Raw genomic sequence first — 26,242 nt, forward strand, 5'->3', positions numbered from 1 at the left:
CTTTTGGTCTGGTAGAAGTGCATTTAACATTATTTATCTGTAATTCAGTTGTGAGGTTTCGTAAAAACCGAATACTCGATATTCTCAAGGAGTTCTCCATAATGAGTCTGGAGCAATTCAAAATAAGTTCCGTTGAATGTATACTTTCTGTTTTTGAAGAGAAATATCTCTTCTCCAGAAGTATGATAGAATACACCATCTACTCTAAGTGATTCTAATATAGCGAAAGAAATTTCATACATTGTTTTATACCATAATTCATATTGTTGGTTATTCTCCAATTCATAAGATATTGTTTGTTGATAAATAAAATCCTCTTCTTGGAACATCGTTTCATAAGTCGCTGCTGGATGATTAGCCGGAAAATTATTATCATAAACAGTAATTTTTAAACCACCGCTTAGATCAAACTCATGAATGAACAATGCATTGTGTTGTCGTTTCATATAATTCACTTCAAAATTCTTACTTTCAATTAATCCTTTCAACCATAAAGGATCTTGTTTTCCATTCAACTTCAATGAATATTCCATTACCTTTTCGCCTTTACTTTAATTTGTTTTAGTTATTGAATTCTTTAATTCTCTATATTCAGATTAACCTCCAAAATAAAAATTACCAAAAATATTTTTTCTCCTTTTCTTAGGTTTTAATCTCATTATCTAACGATCTAACCAATCTAGTTGTTTTGATTTCATAGGAAGAGGCGCCTCTGCTTGTAGTCTGGTAGAAGTGCCTCATTCTTAATTTTTTTGCTTCATTAAAATGTTTTTTGGGGGGGGATATAACACCAATCATTATTGTAGGATGCCTTTATCTTTTTCATATCTTCTAGATTGTAATACCAATCTTCTTCTATCCATACTCTTGCATCGGGGAATTCATTCAGAAAAGCAAAAAGGAATTTAAATAATAAATCCTCATTATCATCAAAGTCATCAGAAACAGTTTGAAATTTCGAAATGAGCTTAAAATTAGCTATTGTATAGACTCGTTTTCTATATCTTCAACTTCTAACATCTTCTGTTCAACCCATTTCATAACCATTCCTGCCTCCTCTAGAGCAATCACTCCCCTTTTGCTCTTAAATTTGTAGGTTTCATAGGCCCATAGTAATATGATTTTCACAAATTCAATCGTCTCTAACTTACAGATCGGTTCAACTTCATCTTCTTCCTCGTCGTAAAATGGATCTTCAATTATTGTATAGTCTTTATGTGATATAACGCTGGATGCATTTCCTCCATGTCTATATTCGGGTATCTCCCCCCTTAACAAATCAAGATAATTCTCAATATCTTTCTTCAAATCTTCATATCTCCAAGGTATATCAGATCCTAAGGGATCACTTATCATACTGGCGAATTCTAGTGTTTTTTCCTCGTCAAAATCCAATACAACCATATTAAATTCATCCATATATTTCAGTTTATAATTATATTTTATCATCACGAATTTAGCTCCAATTCAGTATATGAGTATAGTCGCAATTCAGATACCGTCTATCATAGTTGAAGGATTTTTTAATTTATACTTAAATTAACATTTAAGGGCATGTTCACCACACATATTTTCGCTTTTAACAATTAAGAATACTAAGCCAATACAACATCCAAACATTAAAAGTTGTTTTTAGTATCATGGCAAGCTGTTCTCCTAATATTTTATAATAAGAAGCACCTCTACATTGTGGTAGAAGTGCCTTTAAGTAGTGTCATTATTTAATTTACCTGCTGCTTCTTTAGCTTGTTAGCTCCTTTTCAATATAAGGATGGTCAAGTAGTATAAGAAGCTTTGAAGTTAGATATTTTGTTTGATATTCATCCAACCGATTATTGACCGTCAACAGACCATTCTCCATTCTAAGCAGTTGTGTAGAACCATCTTCTAGGAATAAAAGATTACCCTCAGTATGTTTTATAAGCTTACTAATAATTCTGAAAATATGCTCTATACCTTCAGAAAAAGTACTACCAAACAATTGAGTTCTAATGCATACATTCACATCTAAGTTATAATGCTGTCGAACAAAAGTGATATCAGAAATGTCCTCAATTTCAAGATGCAACGTAAAAAATCTACTGCCAATTACTATTTCCTCATCATTACTTTGGAAAGAAGCTTTCTCAACAACTGATTCAGTAACATATTGCTCTATCAGTTTCCCTAAAGAATTACGATCGAGCTTAATTTGTAAAAATAACTCATAGTCCATCTATTAATCCTCCCCAAACACCCGTGTTATGTTACCGTCCTTAACGAATAAAATCTCTTTCAGATTTTTCAAATCTCCGTTTGGATTTGCTTTTCTGATAATTCCTTGACTAAGTTCACTAACTTTTTCAGTGGGAAATTCATCTAGGTTAACAACGATTCTTTCCGCTTGCGTTTTAGTTTTCGTTGCTATGTTTCGAAGAATATTATCTACGTTTGCATCTTCCTTGGGCGAGTAACAGTCAAAAACCTTACCTTGAATTAAAAAGTCAGGATTAGAAGTTGCCTTGATTCCATAGCCATTTCCGCCATTTATTTCGTCTAACATTTTGATTTCATAACCTTGTTCAGCTAAGAAGTCAGCAGTTTCATTTTGTTTTTTTATCCCGTGGGAATCACCTACTCCATAATTTCCAGTTGGTTTACTTCCCTTTGGTAAGGTAGGCTCAGTCATATCTCTATCACCGATCCCACTGGTCCCCTTATTCGACTCCTTCTTACCTCCACCCGATCCACCCAGATCGGTATGCTTATCATCCATCGAACGAAAGGCCTTGCCAAACAAAACATAGGCTAGAGCCTGCCCTGTCATCGCCCCACCGTAGTATCCTGCTCCACTCTCATCGATCTGCTTCTTCTGCTCATCCACAAATTTCTCTATGTCAGACCTCGCCGTTCCCGTACCCCAGGCCGCATCCCATGCGAATCCAATACCACGCCCGACGTCTACCACTTTGCCCACTGTCATGGCATATGCCACACTACCTATTGTACTGAACGGGTTAGCGAAGAAAGCTTCTGCCGTCTGGCCCACTCCCATTATTGTATCTCCTATGGATTTATCAAGCAGCCCTACAGCGAAATTGCGCTTCAGCTCTTCTGGGATGTACAACGCCACCTCGCCTGAGCCATCTGTTGTTCTGAAGTTCTTTGCGATAAACGTAAACTCATTCTGGATCTTGTCCAACAGTCCGAGTGTGGTCGGGAACACTTCTTTTGCCTGCATAAAATCCCAGAAGAAACGCTCTCCGGTTACACCAGACCAATCGGATTGCAACAGGTAGATCGACTTCTCCAGCTCCCTGACCATTCGCTCCAGTTCTTGTTTCTTCTGCTGGACCAATCGAGCTTTCTCGTCCAACACATCGGGATGTACCTGAATACGTTGCATCCTATCTTCACCGCCAACCTGACCATAGTTTATGTACCTAAATTTTAACAAGTGAGAGTGAGGATTGGAATCAAACGAAGGATTCATTTTCTCTTCAAAAATGCAGTAGGCGGGAAACATTTATTAGCCAGATATTTTGCGTGTTAGTGCATTTTGGATTTAAGCGAAAATGATTGTTTTGCCTAAGCATAACCCCAACGAACGATTAACTGACTTCCGCCCATTTGATCCGATCAGCTATGTGAATATCTCATCATTCGTACCTCGGATTCAAAGCATCTCTCCAAACGTCATCGTCAACAAAATTTACATTATTCTCTTGAAAATAATTTCGGGTCACTTGCTCCAGATCATTCAATACTTGGGGCCAATCCTTTTCGTTTGTTTCCTTGGATTCAAAATCCCCAACAATGTTCAGCCATCGCTGATTTAACTGCTGATACTCCTCAATTCTAGCCTTAAGTTCAGCTGTTACAGGATAACTGGCTATATCCAGCCTCACGAATGTCATTCCCATACGGTGAAGGGTAAGTGGCATTATGTCGTCTGGACCTAAGCCAGCTGTGAATAATGCTGCAGGTTTGACCAACCAATTGGCTTCTTGACCGAAACTTAGATTCATCAAATTATACTTATTGATTATCTGTATCATATCTGTAAAGTTATAATAAAGCTGGCTAGCCTGCTCTCCATCCTCAACCATCTCGTTTGTTATTTTGTCATTCTCCAGTATTCGGTTAAATAAACTATCATTATTGATAATCGCACTCTTCAGATCAACAAGATCTTGGCGGACATTCATCGTTAGATACTGTTCATACATTCTTTTCTCTTTATAATAGCTATAGGTTAGAATAAGTAAGATCACAAAGGCAATACAACATCCGATCATTAAAAGTCGTTTTTTTAGTATCATGGCAAGCTGTTCTCCTAATTTCTTTATAGTAAGAAGCACCTCTACGTTTGTGTGGTAGAAGTGCTATATGCTTTATCTATAATTCAGTTGTATATTTTTATTTCAAAAGCTTTTAGGATCCATGTAACACCAATTGTCATTGTAGGATACGTTTATCTTTTTCATATCATCCAAGTTATAAAACCAATCTTCCTCAATCCATGCTTTTGCATCCGGAAATTCATTCAAAAATAAAAAAAGAAATTTAAATAACAAATCTTCATTATCTTCAAAATCACCAGATACTACTGTTTTAAAGTAATCTATTTCTGGAGAATCCCATTCAAAATTAACAAGTTTATGAGGGTATGGTTCATCTGCTAGTCCAAACATCAGTTGTCTGTCAAAGCTATCTTTTAATGGAATATCACTAATGCAAAACTCACAATATTTTAATTTTGAGGCTTCATCAATCTTTTTCATGTCATGACTATAAAATAATCCCTCCTTATTACATAACTCTTCTAAACGGAGTAATAATTTATTTATTTCGATACTTTCCCCACTTCTAAATACAACAGCTGCTGACGTTCCCATTATTTCAATACTCCTCCTAATTCATCTAGTGAATTTACAACAATAACACCTGAATTTTTAAGAGAATCCATATTCTCTTTTACGTATTTATTCGTCAAATCAATTGGCTTGTCAATATAGACAATAACTTCTTTCATTTCATGATTGAAAAACTTAGCATTGTCTGAATTAATATATTTATCGATCTGTTCCATGTCTAAGGCCGCTGTAGACTTTTTAACTTCAATAATTTGTTTACTAGTAACAACATCTAGATCTCCTGCAACCTCATTATTCGTAAGATTATTTGCTTTTAATGCAAATCCAAGTACTTCAATTCTTTGCTGAACATACTCCGCCACCCTTCCCTCTAGAGCTCTACCTGAGTTAGGACTCTTTAACGAACTTTCGATTGCGTTTGGTATATTTTTAGGATTCTGTTCAACCCAGCTAATCTTATTTCCTGATGGATTCGTGAACTCAACTTCTATCCCTTTATTTGTTCTAATCTTTACAGGTTCATTGAGAGTATACGGTCCCTCTCTTTTAACACCAGATCCACCCAGATCGGTATGCTTGTCATCCATCGAACGAAAGGCTTTCCCAAACAATACATACGCCAGAGCCTGACCTGTCATCGCTCCACCGTAATATCCTGCTCCACTCTCATCAATCTGCTTCTTCTGGTCTTCTACAAATTGCTCTATATCAGACCTCGCCGTTCCCGTGCCCCAGGCAGCATCCCATGCAAATTGAATGCCCCGCCCAACATCTACAACTTTGCCCACAGTCATCGCATATGCCACACTGCCTATTGTACTGAACGGGTTAGAGAAGAAAGCTTCTGCTGTCTGCCCCATTCCCGTTATTGTTTCTCCTATGGATTTATCAAGCAGTCCTACAGCGAAATTGCGCTTCAGCTCTTCTGGGATGTACAACGCCACCTCGCCTGAGCCGTCCGTTGTTCTGAAGTTCTTTGCGATAAACGTAAACTCATTCTGGATCTTGTCCAACAGACCGAGTGTAGTCGGGAACACTTCTTTTGCCTGCATAAAATCCCAGAAGAAACGCTCTCCGGTCACACCAGACCAATCGGATTGCAACATATAGATGGATTTCTCCAGTTCCCTGACCATTCGATCGAGTTCCTGTTTCTTCTGCTGGACCAATCGCGCTTTCTCGTCCAACACATCGGGATGTACCTGAATACGTTGCATTCTATCTTCACCGCCAACCTGACCGTAGTTTATACACCTAAATTTTAACAAGTGAGAAGGAGGATTGGAATCAAACGGAAGGATCATTTCCTCAAAGGTTATAGGTCGTTGAGCAACATCCTTGGGTAACTGTTGTTGCACATTAATGCATGGATGAATGCGATTGAGTCGACTGGGTAGCTTGTACAAAAAGAACGACTTCTATCACGGATAGAAGTCGCACAAGATCATGATACAGCATGATTAAATCTTCTTTAAGACACTACAAATTGTACGACAATTGGCGTCCCGGCATTTAATGCATCTCCCCCGGGGATTGTAATTGTAGTCGTGGTAGCCGAGGATGTATCTGCTGTTTGCATAAGGCCATTAATATAAAGATTGTAGTAGTTGTAGGTGCCTGGAAATGCTGTTGCGGCTACACCAGCATCGTTGGTAAAATCAGTCGCAGCAATGGCAAACGTTGCCCCAGTACCGGTTCCATCACCAATGGTTGCAGCAAATCTTAAACTGTTCTGAAATGGTGTCACAAGTGGCATGTTTCTCACCTCCTACCTAACATAGTATATGTGGTAGATTCGAGCGCAGTGAGGGCAAAGGAACCGGTGTATAAAACCAATTTTAACCATTTATGATATTGGTTGTTATTATAATGATCTCGATAGTGATAGGTGTTCCTGCAAAGATCACACCGTCTTGTGACGAAAAAAACAAACTCTCCGCACTTACAACGTATGAGTTTCCCTGTTGGACGATCCCGTTGATATATAGATTGTTGAAACTGTTCAGTCCAATTCCGGCAAATTCTATTATGCTGCCGCCATCGTCATTTGTGAATGATGTAGCAGGAATTATAACTGAGGCGGACAAATCCAGATCTGTGTCTGGAAAATAAAAGTAACGATTTGCCGTAGGAATGATTTCTAATCCGGCTATCGTACCCGGCGGACCTTGCTCACCTGGGGGACCCGTTGGTCCTTGCACTCCCGGTTGTCCCTGCTCACCTTGAGGGCCTGCGGGGCCTTGCGCTCCCGGAACTCCCGGTTGACCTGGTTCACCTTGAGGACCTGCGGGACCCTGCGCTCCCGGAACTCCCGGTTCACCCTGCTCGCCTTGAGGGCCTGCGGGACCCTGTGCTCCGGGAACTCCCGGTTGACCTGGTTCACCCTGAGGGCCTGCGTGACCCTGTGCTCCGGGAACTCCCGGTTGACCCAGCTCACCTGGAGGCCCTGCGGGGCCCTGTGCTCCGGGAACTCCTGGTTGACCCAGTCCACCTTGAGGCCCTGCGGGGCCCTGTGCTCCGGGAATCCCCGGTTGACCCAGCCCCCCGTGAGGACCAACAGGACCCTGCACTCCGGGAACCCCCGGTTTACCCGGCTCGCCCTGTGATCCGGCGGGGCCTTGAGCGCCTGCCACACCTTGCGCCCCTGGGAGACTTACAGTCTTTAATTCATGTTGTCTCGACGGAGCATGCAAGGGGATCGGCTCAGCACATACCAGGTTGCTGCCTCCCCCTCTCGGTAATGCAATGACTTTTTGTTCTCGGGCCATTTTCTGTAATTTTAATGGACGCTTCAGGGAGCGGTACTTTTTTCGGTAAGATCTACGGATCTTATGGCATTTCTTTCGTTTTCCCAAGTGTTTGTTTCTGCATTTCGACTTAGAACGACTGGTTCTTAATCGGTTGAGGGTGGCTGTCCTCTTGTTCAGATCCTTCAAAATGGTCATCTCCTTAGGCCAAGACACACAGTATATATGCCCTATACTATGTCCTTAACACATTCGGAGAGTGTGCGAATAACTATGAGTGAAGCCCAATAAAAAAGAAAAAAGTCCTGTTAAAGCTGTCCTTTGTCTTGGTAGTATGACTTCATTGTCTCCTCCCTAGGAACGCAATTCTCGATCCAGTTCCAGGTTATTTTGCTGAACCAATCGAGCTTTCTCATCCATAGGCAAGAAACATTCATTAGCCAGATATTTCGAGTATTCGTGCACGTTTTTTTTAGTAGACTCTTATTTCTTCTTAAAATACTGAACGATCTCTTCCGGCTCCTGTGTTTCCAATGTGATCTGGCCTTTCTCGAACAGAATCATGTAGGGATATGATTTCAGACCAAAAATCTTCTCATAATCAAACTTGTTTTCATCACGGACATTATAAAAGGTTACGTTAGTAATTGGGCCTTCTGCCCTCAAATTCTCGTTATTCACTTCATTTAATTTCTCCTGTAAATCCACAATAAATGACCGCTCTGCAGTACGGTCAGTGAAAACAATCAAAGAAGCATCGTTCCTCTGAAACTGAGTTAATTGTTCTATGGCCTTTTCTCTATTATTTTGACCGCAGCCTGCCAATACGAATATCAATATACATAACAACCAGTACCGCTTCAATGTGCTCCTCCTCCAAAACATAATAATGGTTACTACTTATTATTAGTTGCGTAACACGATACCGTCACTCCATTCCATTTGGAACTACAAAGAGTTCATTCATGAGCACCATGAATGAACTCTTTTTTTGTTAATCTCCACCGCCACCTGAGTCGCCTCCACCGGAATCCCCAGAATCTCCATGATCCGATCCATGATGGTGTCCACCAGAACTGTCGTGATGGTGATGATGATGTGAATGCCCACTGTCATACCCTGTTGAACTACCACTATATCCCGTGCTGCTAACGGATGACCCCGTTTCCAACGTTCCAGTCACGTAATTCAAACGCTCATAAGGATACTCCGCAGCTAACATGGGACGAAATACTCCACGTAGATGCAATGCTAGCGCTAATAATGGGGCGTGTGTAAGTGTGGAAGAAACAGGCACGCTGTCGACTTGTTCAGATTTTAGCTGCACCAAACGTCTGAGTTCGGGATCGACATGATTCTGGAGTGGGCTCCAATCGGTCTTACGTGCACAACGGGATCCAATCCCGAGCACCAGAGCCGTCTGTAAAATGCGTTCCATGCTCTCTGCAGATTCGTGCAGACGATCTACTGGAATGCCTTTCTTATAGCGTCTGCGCCAGCGGCGCATGGAGACAGCCCAATCCCGGGCAGAGGAACCTACTACACGAGCAGGCAAGATTAGACGCAGTAACAGCGACAAGAAAATTACGCCAATGAGCATACTGTTCTCGGCTGATTCCCCCGTAGCGGACAGTGTTATTGTGACCAATAATCCTACACTAGCCAGCTGATAAGGCCAGCGCACTCGAATTCGTTTTACAGCCACCAACCAGAGCACCAACGTCACAGCAAGAGCGATACTCTCCTGAATCCCAGCCCCATTGGTGAAGCACAATGCGCAGGTCAAGATAAACAACACAGGAAATACGAGCATCACAAGCAGGCGGAGCAGAAGCGGCGTTCGGATCAGACCGTTCCAGTCCTGCCGCGTCTCGAGAACGACATTCTTCCATGCCTCCAATCCCTGCCCTATGACTTTTTCCTTACGGCGATAATGCTGCATCTCTTCAGACTGTGTACTTTGCTTCGAGCTTGGTCCTGCCAGCGCATCCAGTCGGAATCGCTGTTGACCGAAGCTATATTCTTTCAGCATCCATTGCAACAGTTGGCGTTCGTCTGCATTTACCGCATCAGTAGGTTGCTCATTTTGATACTCCAGTGTGGTATTTGGCCCATACTTGTCGTCCCGATATCTCTTTTTTGCTTGCACGATGCGCAGGCATAACACCCGAGAACGGGTTAACTGGAATAGCGACGCCTGTGTATCCCTTAACTTTAATCTTCCCTTACTACGTAAATAAGCCAGAAACAGAGGGTCCGCCTGCTCCACTTCTTCGTCCGAATATGTACCTTGGCTTAAGTAATTCCGAATCCAGATTAGACATTGCACAATGAACATGGCGACCAGCACCCACATCAATGGCTCACTAAAGCGAAGAATCCAACTATCCTGCAATACCAAGGCTTGTTCCTGTGCGAAGGCTTGTACTTGATGGTTTGTTGAAGCGATAGATGTCGATAGCACGTAATTCACCTGATGAGCTCCTTCCATAATATGACGATTCAATCTACCTTCTATAAACCTATTTATATGATGAAAGAATCGAAGATTACTTCGGAAGAGAGAAGATATTTTCCTTTTCGCAATCGGTTAACACATAAAACGTGCGCCCTTGTTCACTTTTTATCGTACTGATCCCTTTACACGTATTTGAAGTTTCACCCTGCCCTGAACCATACATATCCCTTGAATCATCATATGTGGTTTGAATCACCTTGCCGTCATATACCAGTTCGTGGATCACAGGCCCACCTTCAATCGTGTACTGGGTTACCCGGACTTGACTCGCTTGCTCTTTGCTCACGTGCTTCAGGAACGTCCTCCACTTGTCGCCGTTTCGCATGCCGTTCATGAGTACAACCACATCTCCACTCTGCTCTGCCTGGTCAGGGTTATGCGGTTCGATAATGTCAGGAAAAGAAGTCATGATTTCTTCAGAGTCAATGGCCTGCTGATGAATCGGATTACAACCTGTTAACAACCCAATCAATATACATAGAGTGAGTAGGCACTTTCTCATTTGATCACCTCATATGTACAACGTTAAAAATACTCTATTGGTTATATTCTCTCTTTATGTTCTGTCTCTAAAATAGCATGAGTGCTCAGCACTCTTCATTCTCGCTCGCTCGTTATAACTATATAAAAATCCCCCTCAAGTAACTCAATGTTCTGATAGAACATCTGTTACTTGAAGAGGATTGATTGGTTACTCTATTTCTCAAAGCGGAACCAGTCGAAGTCAAACTGACTTCCCGGCAAGAAGATAAAGATTACCTTTTGCACACCTGTCACGCGTTCAAGCTCAAACACCCGCTCCTCATATCCTTCGGATTGTGTGAACTCAACCAATTGGTTACTCTGTCCGTCCGCACCTGCGAAGCGGATATGAATCGTATTCTTATCTATTGGTGAATGGCCATGAATGACGAGCTTCGAAGTACCTTCGCTCGTAAAGTCCATATTTTCAAACTCCAGCGATACATTGTTCCCGATGCCTTCCACTCGATCACCTTCAATATTGAAGGTATCTCCATAAAGATGGTCACAGGATGCCGCCGCATTCTGTTCAAATGCGCGACTCTGGCGCTCAAATGAGAACCCTTTGATATGAATCTTCTGCTTCAACACAAAGCAGATCGACGTAATCCCGCTCAGGCGTTTGGACAACTTATATGTCTCTTCCTGGTACACATTCCATTGGGATTCCTTGTCATATACCACATCTGCGATCATTGTGCTGCCCTCTTCGTCAGGCATGCCTTCCCAAATCTGAATGAAGTACTCTTCACTCGACAAGGCAAAGATCGGAATCGTGATCGTATCGGAACCGTAGGGTCCAAAATCGATATTGCGGAAGCCTACATGTGTCTCCCCGTCCCGACTTGTTGCTACACCGCGTTCATTCCCATTACCAACCTCACCTTTGGTGTAATCATATAATCCGCCCGTGATGAAGCCGTATGGATCTTTGTAAGCTGTTCCGAGACCCTCCGCCTTGAATTCCAGCTGGGAGATGAGTTTTGTTTTGTCCGTACCATTCGTACTGGTAGCGCGAAGTCGGAACGCCCCGTCACCAATCGCAGATACTTTCACCGTATGTTGATTCTCTCCATTGCCATCCGTTCCCGCAGGAAGGACTTCCACCTTGGCTATGTTTGATTCGATGCCGCCATCATTCACAGCAGCCCACTCGATGTCCTGATAGGACGTGTTCTCCGGATACAGCTTGACGGTTACGACCAACTCCGGGTTGGACGGATCGAGCAACTGTCCTGATTCGCTGATGATCTCGATTTTCCGCAAAGGAATCTCCTGAGCACTGCCCGTCAGCACCGGACGTTCTTCATTGACCATGAAGACGGAATGCACTTCTTTTATATCACCATCGGCATCCGTCGCACCCACAACCTGCACTTCATACTCAGCTGCGGCACCTTCCAATCCTTCCGAAGATACTTCGATCCGTACTGTCCCAGCCTCATCCGTTGTTCCGATAATGGCCATCAGTTTGCCGCTAAACAACCTTCTGCTGAGTCCTTTGTATGGATCATAGTCCGTGCTGTCTCCATTATCCAGACCCAGTAATCGCCCTGCACCGGACACCTGAACCTGAACGCGGTTGTTCGCATTGTGCACCGGATTACCCGCTTCGTCTTCCACCGTAATTTCCACGAAAATGAGATCTGTGCCGCTCGCCTGTAATTGCTCCCGATCCGCCTGCAGACGAATCTTCTTCGCATCCGTAAAGGATCGTTGTACATCGGTCGCAATCACAACACCGTTCTCATCATACGCGATCGCCTTCAGCTCGCCCTCTTCATAAGGGACTTTCCACCAGCCGGATAGCTGTGTTCCATGGGCGTGATCGATATCGTAGGTGCCAATCGTCAACCCGTTGAGTTGCAGCTCAATCTTCGGCGCGTTGCTGCACACGCGTACATCAATGATCTGACCCGGGTTGAAATCCCAATAAGGGAATAGGTGAACCATCGGATTTTTCTTATAATCGGTCCATGCTGCCTGGTAGATGTAATATGCGTCTTTCGGGAACGTTGCCGTGTCCAGCTGTCCAAAATACGAATTCTTCGTATGATACGGAGTCGGTTCACCAATATAGTCGAATCCGGTCCACAGGAATTGGCCCAGTGAATACGGACGATCCCGCTCAGCCAAAATGCAATATTCTGCCGACTTTGCGCCCCAGCTTGTCGTACTGTTCCCGAGTGCCGAGCACTGCTCGTCATCATCGGCCAGGATCGGCTGTTCGAACGGGAAGTGATAGATCCCACGGCTTTGCACCACCGAAGACGTCTCACTGCCATAGATGATCCAGTCCGGATGTTCTGCATGATGCTGATCATAGTATTTTTCCGCGTAGTTGTAGCCTGCCAGCTTCACGATATCCGCACATTTCTGTGCATTTTCCCATGGCATATAGTTGGAACCGATGGTCACGCCCGCATTGCCTTTTGGATCAAATTCCAGTACATAATCCATCAGCATCCGGGTCACTTCCTGTCCGCGCTCATCCGCATGGGTATCATAGATTTCGTTCCCGATACTCCACATGATCAGACTGACGTGATTACGGTCACGTTTCACCCAGCTCTTCACGTCCGTATGCGCCCACTCAGGGAAAAACCTCGCATAGTCATATGGCGTTTTGGCCCGTTCCCACATATCGAACGCTTCAGATACCACGAGCATACCCATCTCGTCCGCAAGTTCCATGAACTCTTTGGCTGGCATATTATGCGCGGTGCGGATGGCGTTAACGCCCATTTCTTTGAGCAAAACGAATCTTCTACGCAGTGCCGTCAGGTTAAACGCCGCTCCCAATGCCCCGAGATCATGGTGTTCACACACACCGTTCATCTTCGTATGGACCCCATTCAGATAGAAACCTTCACTCGGATCCAACTTAACGTCCTTGAATCCAATACGTTGGGATACCGTCTCAATGATCTTCTCGCTTTGATCTCCCGAGATCAGTTTGAGTTCCGTGACCAGCTCATACAGGTGTGGTGCATCCGGGCTCCACAGGTTTGGATTCTCCACAATGATCTGTTGGCTATCTGTCGATACAACCGCGTTCTCACCCACCGAAGCCGTAATATTCGCTTGGCTGGACGCCACCACCTGACCTTCATACCGGATCGCATGCACCAACTCTGCCTGCTGATTCTGTTCCAGGCTCAGTTCCGTATCCACTTCCACCTGCCAGCCATCCGGCTGCTGCTGAATCGATACATACGTTCCATCCGTCACAATATGGTTGCGGTCCCTTGTCTTTAGCCACACGTTGCGATAGATTCCAGCCCCGGAATACCATCTGCTGTTCGGGCTCTGATGTACCACTTTGACCACAATCTCATTGTCGCCTTCCACCAGTGCATTCGTGATTTCATGTTCAAACGCGGAATATCCATACTTCCACTCCCCAACCAACTGCCCGTTCACATACACGGACGAATCCATGTATACGCCATCAAAACAAAGCAATAGATGCTGCCCATCCTTCGTGTAATGAAACGTTTTGCGATACCATCCAATGCTATCCTCGTAAAGTTCGAGCGTATTATATATCAGCCAATCATGGGGAAGCTCCACAGGTTCATACACCAGACCTGCAGGTTCCGTAACATCCAGCTTGCTTTTCGCAAATTGCCATCCATCATTAAAAAGCCTCTTCTGATTCATCGTAGATTCTCACTTTCTTGAAGTAGATTATGATTGCGGTTACAACAGTTGATATCGATTTTTACGAAAACCTTTTCGGTAATGCACAACTATGACTATAACACATAACCCGATTATACCATCAGTCTCTTTCCTGTAACTCCATTTCACAAGATTTTTTAGCCAGATTGTTGAACGATTTAATCCCCTCCAAGCATTTCAACTCCCAATGACAACAAGCCAAAAAGGCAACCCGTCAACCGGGTCACCTTCGCTGTTCCATACCTATCCCTTGTAAAAAGGGTTCCACCCTATGCCTTTGCCCGATGGCATCGCGCCAGGCACCCCATCCGCTTCAAGCAGCGGACGGACAACTAACTTCACGGGCCACGCCTTGCTCTCAAATATCGCATGAGCGAGCACGGCCCGGTCACCTTCGGGAAGCTGCACATGAGTCAGCGCTTCCTTCCAGGCCTGCTCCGTGATCTCCCAGAACTTCGTTTCCGGGATGTGATACACCTCGCTCAGTGCCTCCATGATCGCAGCCAGATTCACCTGCGTCCCCAAAGACTGCACATAGAAGATCAACTTCTGGATCGTCTCGTTATACAGGCTGTTCGAGTATCCCGGGCGAATATGATAGGCAGGGTCTGCAATGCCATGCTTGTCCAGATAAGGCTGATGCAGACGTACAGAATCATGGTCGCGGAACAAGAGACCCTTTACCTGATTATCCTTTAAGACCAGACAGCAGTTCTGACCATGAATCTCAGGTACAACACCCACCTTGAACAAACGCATTACGATATCATAGAACGTAGTCGCTACGTTAGTATAAAAGTCGAGAACATCTGCGCTGCTCAGATCATCTCCAAGAATCTCCGTTAATAGATGATGTCCATCCAGATTCACACCCAGTGCGGCCATTGGGATTACTTTGTAATCTTCACCCAATAACTCAGAGGGATACACACGAATCTGTGCAGCCAGATGCCGGGGATGATCATCGAACAGTCCCATGGATTCGGGCATGAACCCCCACCAATTCTGCTCTTCGCACATATATACCTTATCCTTCAACGTCTCGTCACAAGTAACGGCCTGTCTTAACATCTGTTCTCCAGCAAGACCATTCAACAGCTTAACTACTGGAAGATAACGAGCAGCCCCCAGCGACAGCACACTAACGGGCAGCTTGAGCATCAGATTAGATTCGGTTGACGGAGCCATCGAGCGCAGAGAGGATGTGGCCTGTACGTCGCCCGCTTCTATATCCAATACAACAATGCTGCCCTCTTCAATCTCTCCAGTGAAGCGAGGCAGAATCACATGCTGCAATTGCCACGGATGAACAGGCATCGGCAGATATTCGTAGAGCGTGATCCCTTTTCGGGCAAACTCAGCTTCCACCACTTCACGCTGAACATCGTCTAAGACGTCCAAAATGGACAACCCATCTTCGCAACCTTGCTGCACGGCATCCAGCCGTATAGCCACCCAGCGCAGCGGAATCGCCTTTCCGAATTCCGCTGCATACTGTGTTGCATCTTCTGCGTTGAATCCCACCTTGGCTTTGGACGATGGGTGGAACGGACGATCCCGCAATGCAGCAACACGCTCACCTTTGATAAACCACTCATAAGCAGACACCGGAACGTTGGCGGACAGGTACTGGACTTGTTCCCAGCTCAAAGCATACTGCTCTACAGCAATATTCAGACTAGTCAGGAATTCCGCCACTCCGGGTTGCCTATATTCTTCATCTGACACAGCCCGCTGCAACACCGCACGTCCAACCTCTGCCGGAGAATCTAGGAGAACCCAGCTTCCCTCTGCTTTCTCTTCGTAGATCGGTGAACCCTGAACCCATTGAATCGCCTGTCTTACTCCTGTTTCGATCAGACACAATACACCATGCGTATGCAATCTAATGTAAGAATCACTATTCTGTCTCTGCACCTCGCCGTCATATTCCTTATACAATCTTCTGAACGGTGCAGGTGCTGCGGCAAAATCAATGAATGGGTGATCCTCCAGTGGGAGTAATTGCTCGGCCAAAAATGAATTCATCAGATCCGCCATAATCCGGCGTTCAGCGGCTTGCAGACTGGAACGCTTCATCAGTGTTGACATGATTATTGTCCTCCGTTAGATAATGGAATGCCGGGTGCGGATGCCCCAGAAAATCATGATGCGAGATGGTCCAGCAATAAGCCCCGGACTTTTCAAACAAAACAATGTCTCCCACCCGCAGCAGTGCTACCTCCGCATCAGAATGCATGCGATCCTTGGGTGTACACAGCTCACCTACGATATGGACTCGACGCCCCCTCACCTCTGGCCGGACAAATGAATGCTTCCAGCGATCGGTCGCCATAATCTGAAATGGATGGTTATGTCCCCATGAAGCAGGCAGACGATTATGGTGCGTACCTCCCCTCAACACGGCAAAATACTCACCATGAGAAGTTTTGATATCCGTAACTTCTGCTACGTAATACCCGTGGTCTGCCACCAATAGTCGGCCCGATTCAAAATACAACTCGCCTCCACGTGAAGCAAGGCGTTGTCTGGCTTCACTTTGCTCCAGCAGGGAAGTGAATAAGGGCCAGTCAAATCCCGGACTTCCATCATACGTCACACCGAATCCTCCTCCTGCATTCACCACTTCCACAGGAAGACCATACTGGTGCTGCCACTGCTCTACCTTTTGCAAATACAGCTCAATCATCTCGGCGTGCAGCCTGGCGTCCATATTGTTGGACAAAGAGTGAAAATGGAACCCGCTCAACCGAATCACACCCGCGCCTTCCACACGAATAAGTTCGATGGCTTCTTCCACTGCCTCTTCATCAATTCCAAAAGGACTCGGCCCCCCGCCCATAACGATCTTCGTTCGGGGTAACATACTACTTCGCAGATTGATCCTTAGAAGAATGCGAACCTCATGAGCTTGACCGTGGTCATGCTCATGGTGGTGCTCATGCTTGTCCTCCAGTACCTGCTCCCGCCCTCGCATGTGCTTGCCTTCGTACGTCTGCTCCAATTCCTGTTGGTGCTCACAGTCCATCTTCTGCCTCAGTTCCTCGCCGTACACTTGCGTGTACCTCAGCTTCGATTGCTGCTCCGATCCTTGCTTCTGCTTGATTCCCTGCACCTGATCATGCTTATGCTCCTTCGCTCGCTCTTTCGCAATCACAATGATGCGCCGCAGCTCCAGCAGACTCTCCACATGGATGTAACTCACGCCATGCTCAATGGCCAGTCGCAGCTCGCTCTCCTTTTTACCCGGACCTCCAAACAGAATTGGAACCTCTCGACTTACAGCTCTAACTTTGAGCAACTCTCCAATGGAAGCCACTTCAAAGCCCTTTACCAATGGAAGCAACGCCTCAATGATGCGTGGATCAGGATTCGCCTTGATCGCGTAGAACAACTGTGTGTTTCCAGGCATGCTGCCCAGCATCTGACGTACCTGTTCCTGAATGCCAGCCAGATCATAGATATACGCACATACCGGGTCTTCCATCCCTCGTTGAAGTTCATCGATCGCCTGCCATACACTTGGTTTCATATCTGCCCACCCGCATTCCTGTAGTCATTCCGTTTTTGGATATATGCCCGGAAAGCCGTATTCCGATCATCACCCAGCACGTATATATGTACTCCCCGCTCAGCCCAGAGCGCCATTTCGTCCACGCCTCTCGTGACCGTAGCATAAGGTACTTCGCACTGCTGCGCGGTAGTATGCAATTCATCCAGCGCCTGTCTCACATCCGGGTGCTCGGTCTGCCATGGCACGCCGAGGGATTGCGACAGATCCGCCGCACCTTCCAATACAAAACTCACCTGAGGATGAGACAGAATCCGTGCACTTTGCCGAACGCCCTCTGCACTTTCAATCATGGGGACAATCATCACTTGTTCGTTCGCTTCCCCGATGTATCCCGTGAGCGGATATTTCCCGAATACACCAGGACGACCACTATTCAGACTCCGCATTCCGACCGGATGATAGTAGGCGTATCGAACCGCTTCTTCCACCTGCTCCAGCTGCTCAACATGCGGAATAACGATGCCCTGTGCGCCACAGTCCAGCACTTTAAGAATCTCCGCTCGCTCCACCTTCGAGATACGTACCAGCGGAGTTAGGCCGACCAGTTCCGCCGCCCGAATTAACTCTTCTACCGATTCCATCGATGTTGTGGCATGTTCCAGATCAATGATGACAAAGTCATATTCTGCATGTCCAATCATCTCAATGATAATTGGATGTGGTATGGATACAAAAAGGCCATACACCGGCTGTTTCCGTGCAATCTTTTCCTTCAGCGTATTAATTCTCATTCGACGATTCCCTTTAATTCGGGCATTCCCTGTGATTCCAGTGCATCCTTCGATACCTTGAGCGGATTGCTCGCCTTACGGAAATACAACTCCCCATCCCCATACAGACGGCGCTTGGTCATCTCTTCGATCAGTGCATCTTCGGCAAAAAGGTCAAAGGCAACGAACCGCTCCTCGTATTCTGGATGCTGCTTCTGATAATCCACAATTACACCTGCGCACAGCTGCCAGAATGACTGCTCTGACAATCCAAACTTCTCAAAGGCCAACGCAATATCCGTCATGCAGATAAAGAAGAATGCGTCATACGTATAGTCACGGACTTCCGACACATCTCCCGCATAGATGAAGGAATATCGATTGAACTTGCGATGAGTTTCCGGCTCGGGGTTCAGCTTCGGTGCCTGTTGCGGGTGTAACAGTTGATCCGGTACGTAGCGAACACCATCATGCAGATCCTTGATTATGATTCGTTTCGGCAGATCATCTTCCAGTACCAAAATGATATTCTGAGCATGAGACTCCAGCGCAATTCCATGAGCGTAGAGCAGATGGATGATCGGCAGTGTAACCGTGCGAACAAGGGCCTCGCTCCAATTCTCCACGCCATGTCGTTCTACAGCATCCTGGATAAATGGAACACCATCCGGCTGTAACAACATCAGCGCATTTAGCGGCCATGCCGTCTCGCCTTGCCTCAGATGAACGGATACATTCTCCCGCCAGATGGCTCCAAGTGTGCCGTAGGCCCGTCCATATTGTGTTGCAGGCAACTGCTCATAACGGAATGACAGTCCCATGATTTCTTTTAAAATGCCAAACTGCGCTTGCTGCAACAGCTCATCTTGACGAACCAGTTCATCCAGCCAATCGCTGATTAATGGTGCGTTCTGGGTCGTATGCTGTGCCAGAATTCGCGTGCTCGACGTGTTGGTGATGCTAAGGGCCAGTTTGATGTAAGGGGCTTCCGGATTCATCCGGTTCGACAGCGAACGGATCGACTGCTGTGCACGATAGGGCGAAGACGATGAATCAAGATACACAATATCTCCATCCATCAATTGACGGGCATATACCGATTCCAACTGATGCTCCCACTGCCATGGATGAACCGGAAGGAACACATATCGATCATTCGCGTCAGAACCTGTCTGCCCATCACCCTCCAGAACCTCTTGAAATCGCTGCATGTCCTCCGCAGTCAGATGCTGCCTTACCAATTCTTCAGAGCTATAGCCCGCGGATACAGCGGTCTGAGCAAGTTCTTTTTTCACAGCCACCCAGACTAACGCAACTTCAGAGTTAAACTCAGGCCCATACGCCAGATTGTCTTTCAGAGAAAACCCCAACCGCGACTTATAACTCGGGTGATACAGATGACCGTCGGTCATGTGACTTTCGAGCGCATCATAATGCCGATCTTCTAGCGGAATGTTCAAAGGCAAAATCGCCCGGCACTGGCTGTCTTTTGCCATCGTTTCGAGCAGCTCCTGAATAAAAGCCGTCACATTCGCACCCTTCAATGAATTCAGCACGATTTCCTCCAAAAACAGATCCAGATCGGTGCAGTGAACCCCTTCCCTTTGAATCGAACCCTTCTTCACCTTCACCCGGCCAAATGAAAACTTCCGCTCTGCTTCACACGTGTACACCACAGAATCGCCAGAAGATGTGAGGCCGCTGGTTCGCCACTCGCTCCCACTGACTTGGCTGTCCAAAATGCCCTCGAACCACATCGCCTCCAATGTCTGACGCATGATCCGTTCCTGTACACTCACGTAGACTGCTTCTGTCCTGCCGCTTGTTTCAGCCCTGTATCCCACGACTCCCACGCACTTCACTCCCTATTCGTTTCATTGGATTGTTCACCGGCACATAAACCGGAGTCTGGCTGATCCCTCTTAGACAACTCACCAAGTTTTGTTTGGCCAGAAATGCATCCGTCGTCAGCAGATGTTGCACATATGCATTGCCCGTTCGTTCCAGTTCACCCTCAAGCACCTCACGTACCTGCTTCCAATAATGCTCCTCCGGAACGTTCACATCTCGCGCCAGGGCATGAATCATAGACCCCAGATGATTGACGATAAAATAGTACGATGTCCGCGCCCAGGCTTTCTCCCGCGAATAAAATAACAATTCGGACGTTGCACGATCCTGCTCACGGATAAGTTCCTCATCCACACTGACCCCTTCCAGATCGCGGACGATAAAATCGACAGGCAACCCCTCCTTCAAAGTCACAAGGGTATTCTGCAAATGGGCTTCAAAATGAATGCCTTTCTCTCCCGCTGCTCGTACAATCGGCAGCAGAGAACATTCCAGATATCGATCCAGCCAACGCTCGGCAATGTCACGTCCACCACCAAGCATCGTCATCAACCTGGAACGCATCCCGGGAAGCGGTGCCTCAACCAGACTGGATAAGACATACGTATTCGCAGGGTCGAACTCAATGGGCCGATAAGCTATCGTAAACAGACTTGTTAACTCTTCATCTTCAAAGGCACAAGTCGCTACACCTGTCTCATACGCAATATGGGTGTGCAGTTCAGCACCGAAACAGTCTTGCTGCCTGACGTATCTGGAGGCATCCAGTGTTCTGCGCATCTGCTCAGCACTGTTGGTGCGAATCATGTTCGTGATCTGCATGTTCAGTGAAAGCTTGATATTGCAGTTCCATGCGGGAATATAGACTGTACGGACCGAAGAAGTTGGATAGACGGTTGGCCCAGCACTGCCAAGCAGAATCAGTTTTCCATCTCGAATATAAGACTGTACCTCGGTCAGCTGTGATATGTATGTGTATTGCCATGGATGGACGGGCAGCAGCCCATACATTTCACTCTTTTCTTTTAACATCGGCTCCACATGGCTCCGCAGGAGATCATGCAAATCCATTGCCGTCTCGTCATCCACCCATTCCTGCACATAGACGTCCTGTCTCACCGCGATATAACAGAGCTGAAACGATGTGCGCAGCTCCGGACTGTACTTCTGAACATCCTGCTCGCTGAAGCCTTTGGAGTTCTTCGGAAATGGATGGAACGGGTGACCATATAACAGTGACTGTTCCGATGTGCGATAGTCGTGGATGTCGAGACCAGCTGCTTGTTCGATATACAACGTAAGGTTGCCCACACTGTTATCTACCTTTTGTGCAAAATCTCTGGCATACGCTGCCTCGACACGATTCGTATTCTCACCCAATGGATGTACATTCTCCACCTCAAGTGAGCTCTTCATTTCCGCCATACTCTTCAACATTCCATGTTGGTCCGAACTCGCTCTCGGTTCCCCATCTCCAATTAGCTCAGATGTGATCCAGCGAACCAGGTCGCGATCATGCACTGCTTCTCCTCCAGATTCCATGCTGAGATATTCATGCTCTCCCATCGCAGAGTAATAGGATAGTTGTCCAGTCACCGTCACCCCACTGGCTGGAAAAGCAACCGCGTACGTCAGGGTATTCGGATTGATTCGAATATCGTTTGCCTTCTCTAACGCAAGCTCACGGATGTAACAGTTCAGCAGAAGCTTGCACGAATGTTCATGAGCCTGCTGCTCTGCCTCAGACCGGAGCTTGTTTTCCATCTCGAACAATGATGCCAACCTTCTTTCGGGTTATAAGTAGTACCAGGGGAAGTGTAAGCAGTATGGCGCAGCCAAGGCCGATGCAGATCTCTTTGAGCGCTCCCCATTTTGCCATCTCCATGGACGTTCCTGCCCGGGCAAGCCATTGCCAGCGCATATCGTAGTACAGGGTCATACCCATCACTGCAAACGAAGATGCCAGCCGCTCAATCGTGGTCGATAACACCGACCCTTCGTGCATGTCTTCGTCTGGTAATGCTTGCAGACCAATCGCAGATATACTCATGCCTGACAGGCCAACGCCAATTCCACGGCACGCCATGAGCATGCCTATAATCCAGATCGATGCTCCCATGGGTAGAACGGCAAATGACAAGATCGATATCGACACCAGCAAAGTCCCCCATGCGATAAATTGTATTGACCGACCGCGATCCAGCAAGCTGCCGCCAATCCACATGAACAGACTGGTGCAGATGGACAAGGGAATGAACAGTGCACCGGACATGGCTGGTGACAGGTGGAAGACATCCTGGAACAATAGTGGCAATGCAAAGATCACGCCAAACATGACACAATCCTGAATGGTCGAGATCAGCACAGTCAGTGGAAAGACGGCATTACGCCGCAGCAACTGGTAACGAATCAGCGGTTCATTACGACCGTTCTCGGTCTGGACAAAACGAATAAGTAACACCACACCGAGCACAATCAGCAGCCAAGGTATCCATACCGCTACGACAGGACTCGTATACAACTGTACACCCAGACTAAGGGCACCTACCGAACAGATCAGCAGCATGATGCTGGTTGGATGCCATCGTTTCCTACGGGCGGGAATATAAGTCTGAATGACTCGACCGCACCCGATGAACGAAAATACAGCCAGCGGCACATTCAGCCAGAACAGCATTTCAAGCCGTCCATACTGAATGATGAAGCCGCCCAGCGTTGGCCCAGCCGCAGGAGCAAGCATAAGCAGCAACCCCCACGCCCCTGTAATTCGTCCCCTTACCTCCGGTCCATATACATCAAACAACAACACGAGCGATAACGGAATCATCAGCCCGGCGGCAACCCCATGCATGAAACGCACAAGCAACAGTACCTCAATCGAGTGATAAAACAGTGCACCTGCCACTGAGAACACGCCATAGATGGTGATGCCCAGCATATACGTCTGCTTCCGGCCCAGTCGGTCTACGATCAGGGAAGCCAGCGGCATCGTTAACGTCATGGCCAGCATGTAGAGGGCGATGATCCATCCGCCTGCTGTGGTAGAGATCTGATAGTATTGCACAAAATAAGGCAGCAGCAGGTTAAATGCACTATTGGTCAGCACCAGCGAAAAAGCACCGAGCAGAATCGCGAGTAATACGGCATGCCTCTTCACCAGATATAGCTTCAGCATGCAGCCGTTACTAGGGCAATCGCTTCAGCTACTGATTTTTCAAAGATCGCAAGAATCGCGCCCGATTCTTGCTCCGTAATATTCAGCGGCGGTAGAAAACGAACAACCGCTGAATGACGGCCGCCCAGTTCCACAATTAATCCATTCTTGAAACATTCACGTTGAATAGACTCAGCAAGTGCACCATTAGGCAGATAATGTCCCAGACGATCCTTGCGGCCTGCCGGATTAACCACCTCAACGCCGATCATCAGTCCTCTGCCTCGCACGTCACCAATCTCGGCATAGCGCTCTTTCAATGCATTCAGTTGCTTCATGAACTGCTCACTGCGCAGATGTACATTGTGTAGAACATCCTGTTCCCGGATATAACGAAGTGTGGCCAGTCCCGCAGCCATGGCCAGCTGATTGCCACGGAACGTTCCTGTGTGTGCACCAGGCTGCCATTGGTCCAGCTCTTCCTTATAGATGACGACAGACATGGGCAGACTTCCGCCAACCGCTTTGGAGCAGATAATTACATCGGGTACAATTCCGGCATGTTCAAATGAAAACATACGGCCTGTGCGTCCGATGCCTGTCTGCACTTCGTCGATAATGAGTGGAATGCTTCGCTCTGCTGTGATTCGGCGCAGCTCCTTCAGCCATTCAATGTCTGCCGGAATCGCTCCGCCTTCGCCCTGCACCGTCTCCACAATGACTCCGCACGGTGCAGCAATACCGCTCTCGCAATCATCTAGCAAGTTCTCGATATACTGTGCACTTAACCGGGCCGTCATGCCCTCACCAACACCGAATGGGCAGCGGTATTCATAAGGAAACGGCAGGAAATGTACATCTGGCAGCAGGCTTTGCAGATGCTGTTTCTTGCTCAGGTTGCCACTCATCGACATGGTTGCTTGGGTCGAACCGTGATAACCTCCCTGAAAGGCAAGAATCGATTTGCCACCCGTTGCATGTTTGACCAGCTTAATAGCTGCTTCTACTGCATCCGCTCCCGTTGGACCGCAGAACTGGATTTTGGCTTGATCTCGCATCTCTGATGGAAGAATGGAGAACAGTTCTTGCATATAGGAAAGTTTCAGCGGCGTTGCCAAATCCAGTGTATGTAGCGGAATCTGCTGATCCAGGACATCACGAATGGCGTTGATCACCGTGTCATGGTTATGCCCCAGCGCCAATGTTCCTGCACCAGCCAGGCAATCGTAGAATACGCGGCCATCCGTATCGGTAACCTTCACCCCATGGGCCTTGCTAATAACAAGCGGGAAATGTCTGGGGTACGATCTTGCATTGGATTCCTTCTCATTTTGCATCTTCAGATATTCCGTCTGCACTTCTACTGACATAGCCCTTTAACGCTCCTTATCATCGATTCAGGCTTAACTGCTGCCTGTAATTTCTTTTTTCTGCATTTTGCATATGGCATGGTATGGATTCAAAATCAGGTAAGGTCCGAATTATAAATAAGGGTATCCGTCATCTGATATCCTTTATATATCGTCGTTTATTCGTTGTTATAAGTTATATGACTTATATTCAAGTTGTTCCTGACACAAGTATTCCAGGTATAACCGAACCACATCACGAGTTGTCCCCCCTTGGGGAAAGACGTGGTGTGTGAGATCTGGCAAGGCGTTCACTTCCAGAATGCCCCCTTCTTCTCTGGAGAGCGGCGTGCGGATATCACGACAACGAACATCGACCCCTGCTACATCAATCTGAAGAGTTTGGGCCGCCTGAACGATCAGTCGCGCATTCTCGGGATGAATGATTTCGGTACAATCCTTGTAGAATTCACTGATTTTTCCGGCGGCTGAGTTACGGAGATCATATAGCTCGATTTCTTCACCAGCGGCAGGAACTTCATCCAGACTTGTCCCTTGTGCATGTAATACCTCCAGCAGTCGTTCCGTTTCTGCATCCACCTGGGGAAACGCTTCATACTCGCCAATGGACGTCATCTTCATTCGTTCCTGATTCAACTGTTCAATTAATGTGCGAACGGTTGAAGTTCCATCCCCCTCGATATAGACAGGTCGATACTCATTCACAGCCGCCACTTCACCGTTAATGATTAGTACTCTGTAATCGATTCCGGTCACATATTGCTGCAACATAATGCTGCTGCCGTGCACACTCGCAAGATGAATGGCTGCCTCCAGTTCCTCTTCGGTACGCACATCCAGCGTCACGCCCATGCTACTGCTCGCATCCAGCGGCTTCACTACAATGGAGCCGTATCTAATCAGAAAAGCTACTGCTTCACTTCCCATCTCCGGGATCACGATAAAGGAAGGTACAGGCATGCCCTGTTCATGTAGCAGCATATTACATGCCTGCTTGTTCTTCGCGAGCAATCCGGCGATTAACGGCAGACGATGAGATCTGGTTTTGTTAATGATGATCTGCTTGTCCCCTACTGCCAGCTTCAGAAAATCTTCACATCCCTCAAGAAGAGGCTCACAGGTGATGCCCATTTCTCTCGCCTTGCTTATAATGAGTCGGTTTTGCAGATTATGAATCCCTTTCGGAAACACTGAAAATCCTCCTCGATCGAATGAAGGTACTCGCTCCTTTATAAGTTGAATAGAGTTTTCACACG

General features: G+C 46.6%; 21 protein-coding genes. All 21 read right to left on the reverse strand.

Annotated elements, in window-relative coordinates; translation table 11 throughout:
• Positions 1–44: 44 nt before the first annotated feature.
• The gene (locus MKY73_RS24595; protein WP_339303837.1) at positions 45–533 is read right to left on the reverse strand and encodes a hypothetical protein; all 489 of its coding nucleotides are present in this window, start codon (positions 531–533) and stop codon (positions 45–47) included.
• 445 nt (positions 534–978) lie between these two features.
• Positions 979–1,449, reverse strand: coding sequence for a hypothetical protein (locus tag MKY73_RS24600; RefSeq protein WP_339308745.1), 471 nt, complete (start codon positions 1,447–1,449; stop codon positions 979–981).
• Between the two features lie 292 nt (positions 1,450–1,741).
• Positions 1,742–2,215, reverse strand: coding sequence for a hypothetical protein (locus MKY73_RS24605; RefSeq protein WP_339303838.1), 474 nt, complete (start codon positions 2,213–2,215; stop codon positions 1,742–1,744).
• 3 nt (positions 2,216–2,218) lie between these two features.
• Complete coding sequence (locus tag MKY73_RS24610) at positions 2,219–3,385, reverse strand: WXG100 family type VII secretion target (protein ID WP_339303839.1); 1,167 nt, start codon at positions 3,383–3,385, stop codon at positions 2,219–2,221.
• Between the two features lie 253 nt (positions 3,386–3,638).
• A complete protein-coding gene (locus MKY73_RS24615; protein WP_339303840.1) occupies positions 3,639–4,301 on the reverse strand; it encodes a hypothetical protein in 663 nt (220 codons plus the stop codon).
• A gap of 102 nt (positions 4,302–4,403) precedes the next feature.
• Positions 4,404–4,877 carry a hypothetical protein gene (locus tag MKY73_RS24620; RefSeq protein WP_339303841.1) on the reverse strand — a complete coding sequence of 158 codons (474 nt, stop codon included), beginning with the start codon at positions 4,875–4,877 and terminating at the stop codon, positions 4,404–4,406.
• A complete protein-coding gene (locus MKY73_RS24625; RefSeq protein WP_339303842.1) occupies positions 4,877–6,073 on the reverse strand; it encodes a WXG100 family type VII secretion target in 1,197 nt (398 codons plus the stop codon). The genes MKY73_RS24620 and MKY73_RS24625 overlap by 1 nt, the downstream gene beginning before the upstream one ends.
• A 254-nt stretch (positions 6,074–6,327) precedes the next feature.
• Complete coding sequence (locus MKY73_RS24630) at positions 6,328–6,612, reverse strand: DUF4183 domain-containing protein (protein ID WP_339303843.1); 285 nt, start codon at positions 6,610–6,612, stop codon at positions 6,328–6,330.
• Between the two features lie 82 nt (positions 6,613–6,694).
• Complete coding sequence (locus MKY73_RS24635; protein WP_339303844.1) at positions 6,695–7,489, reverse strand: DUF4183 domain-containing protein; 795 nt, start codon at positions 7,487–7,489, stop codon at positions 6,695–6,697.
• A 597-nt stretch (positions 7,490–8,086) separates the two neighbouring features.
• Complete coding sequence (locus tag MKY73_RS24640; RefSeq protein WP_339303845.1) at positions 8,087–8,467, reverse strand: hypothetical protein; 381 nt, start codon at positions 8,465–8,467, stop codon at positions 8,087–8,089.
• Positions 8,468–8,597: 130 nt separating this feature from the next.
• Positions 8,598–10,076 carry a hypothetical protein gene (locus MKY73_RS24645; protein WP_339303846.1) on the reverse strand — a complete coding sequence of 493 codons (1,479 nt, stop codon included), beginning with the start codon at positions 10,074–10,076 and terminating at the stop codon, positions 8,598–8,600.
• Positions 10,077–10,152: 76 nt separating this feature from the next.
• Entirely contained in the window at positions 10,153–10,623 is a 471-nt protein-coding gene (locus MKY73_RS24650; RefSeq protein ID WP_339303847.1) for a DUF4362 domain-containing protein, read from the reverse strand.
• A 194-nt stretch (positions 10,624–10,817) separates the two neighbouring features.
• Entirely contained in the window at positions 10,818–14,306 is a 3,489-nt protein-coding gene (locus tag MKY73_RS24655; RefSeq protein ID WP_339303848.1) for a glycoside hydrolase family 2 TIM barrel-domain containing protein, read from the reverse strand.
• 264 nt (positions 14,307–14,570) lie between these two features.
• Positions 14,571–16,418 (reverse strand): IucA/IucC family protein, encoded by a 1,848-nt coding sequence (locus MKY73_RS24660; protein WP_339303849.1) that lies wholly within the window; start codon positions 16,416–16,418, stop codon positions 14,571–14,573.
• On the reverse strand, positions 16,378–17,859 hold the full coding sequence (locus MKY73_RS24665) for a type III PLP-dependent enzyme (RefSeq protein WP_339303850.1): 1,482 nt from the start codon (positions 17,857–17,859) through the stop codon (positions 16,378–16,380). Before MKY73_RS24665 ends, MKY73_RS24660 begins: the two co-directional genes overlap by 41 nt.
• On the reverse strand, positions 17,856–18,632 hold the full coding sequence (locus MKY73_RS24670) for an aldolase/citrate lyase family protein (RefSeq protein ID WP_339303851.1): 777 nt from the start codon (positions 18,630–18,632) through the stop codon (positions 17,856–17,858). The genes MKY73_RS24665 and MKY73_RS24670 overlap by 4 nt, the downstream gene beginning before the upstream one ends.
• The gene (locus MKY73_RS24675; protein WP_339303852.1) at positions 18,629–20,464 is read right to left on the reverse strand and encodes an IucA/IucC family protein; all 1,836 of its coding nucleotides are present in this window, start codon (positions 20,462–20,464) and stop codon (positions 18,629–18,631) included. The genes MKY73_RS24670 and MKY73_RS24675 overlap by 4 nt, the downstream gene beginning before the upstream one ends.
• On the reverse strand, positions 20,439–22,226 hold the full coding sequence (locus MKY73_RS24680) for an IucA/IucC family protein (protein ID WP_339308747.1): 1,788 nt from the start codon (positions 22,224–22,226) through the stop codon (positions 20,439–20,441). The genes MKY73_RS24675 and MKY73_RS24680 overlap by 26 nt, the downstream gene beginning before the upstream one ends.
• Positions 22,204–23,637 (reverse strand): MFS transporter, encoded by a 1,434-nt coding sequence (locus MKY73_RS24685; RefSeq protein ID WP_339303853.1) that lies wholly within the window; start codon positions 23,635–23,637, stop codon positions 22,204–22,206. The genes MKY73_RS24680 and MKY73_RS24685 overlap by 23 nt, the downstream gene beginning before the upstream one ends.
• Positions 23,631–24,986, reverse strand: a complete 1,356-nt coding sequence (locus MKY73_RS24690) for a diaminobutyrate--2-oxoglutarate transaminase (RefSeq protein WP_339303854.1) — start codon at positions 24,984–24,986, stop codon at positions 23,631–23,633. The genes MKY73_RS24685 and MKY73_RS24690 overlap by 7 nt, the downstream gene beginning before the upstream one ends.
• A 168-nt stretch (positions 24,987–25,154) precedes the next feature.
• Positions 25,155–26,177: a hypothetical protein gene (locus tag MKY73_RS24695; RefSeq protein ID WP_339303855.1), complete on the reverse strand. Its 1,023-nt coding sequence runs from the start codon at positions 26,175–26,177 to the stop codon at positions 25,155–25,157.
• Positions 26,178–26,242 lie beyond the last annotated feature (65 nt).

Source organism: Paenibacillus sp. FSL R5-0519, from assembly GCF_037974275.1.
In the GTDB taxonomy this organism is placed as follows: Bacteria; Bacillota; Bacilli; order Paenibacillales; family Paenibacillaceae; genus Paenibacillus.

Coding starts and splice junctions, on each gene's coding strand:
- MKY73_RS24605 (WP_339303838.1), bottom strand. CDS start 2,215: ATGGACTATGAGTTATTTTTACAAATTAAGCTCGATCGTAATTCTTTA.
- MKY73_RS24650 (WP_339303847.1), bottom strand. CDS start 10,623: ATGAGAAAGTGCCTACTCACTCTATGTATATTGATTGGGTTGTTAACA.
- MKY73_RS24595 (WP_339303837.1), bottom strand. CDS start 533: ATGGAATATTCATTGAAGTTGAATGGAAAACAAGATCCTTTATGGTTG.
- MKY73_RS24670 (WP_339303851.1), bottom strand. CDS start 18,632: ATGAGAATTAATACGCTGAAGGAAAAGATTGCACGGAAACAGCCGGTG.
- MKY73_RS24660 (WP_339303849.1), bottom strand. CDS start 16,418: ATGTCAACACTGATGAAGCGTTCCAGTCTGCAAGCCGCTGAACGCCGG.
- MKY73_RS24615 (WP_339303840.1), bottom strand. CDS start 4,301: ATGATACTAAAAAAACGACTTTTAATGATCGGATGTTGTATTGCCTTT.
- MKY73_RS24665 (WP_339303850.1), bottom strand. CDS start 17,859: ATGAAACCAAGTGTATGGCAGGCGATCGATGAACTTCAACGAGGGATG.
- MKY73_RS24625 (WP_339303842.1), bottom strand. CDS start 6,073: ATGCAACGTATTCAGGTACATCCCGATGTGTTGGACGAGAAAGCGCGA.
- MKY73_RS24655 (WP_339303848.1), bottom strand. CDS start 14,306: ATGAATCAGAAGAGGCTTTTTAATGATGGATGGCAATTTGCGAAAAGC.
- MKY73_RS24685 (WP_339303853.1), bottom strand. CDS start 23,637: ATGCTGAAGCTATATCTGGTGAAGAGGCATGCCGTATTACTCGCGATT.
- MKY73_RS24630 (WP_339303843.1), bottom strand. CDS start 6,612: ATGCCACTTGTGACACCATTTCAGAACAGTTTAAGATTTGCTGCAACC.
- MKY73_RS24620 (WP_339303841.1), bottom strand. CDS start 4,877: ATGGGAACGTCAGCAGCTGTTGTATTTAGAAGTGGGGAAAGTATCGAA.
- MKY73_RS24610 (WP_339303839.1), bottom strand. CDS start 3,385: ATGCAACGTATTCAGGTACATCCCGATGTGTTGGACGAGAAAGCTCGA.
- MKY73_RS24690 (WP_339303854.1), bottom strand. CDS start 24,986: ATGTCAGTAGAAGTGCAGACGGAATATCTGAAGATGCAAAATGAGAAG.
- MKY73_RS24600 (WP_339308745.1), bottom strand. CDS start 1,449: ATGATAAAATATAATTATAAACTGAAATATATGGATGAATTTAATATG.
- MKY73_RS24680 (WP_339308747.1), bottom strand. CDS start 22,226: ATGGAAAACAAGCTCCGGTCTGAGGCAGAGCAGCAGGCTCATGAACAT.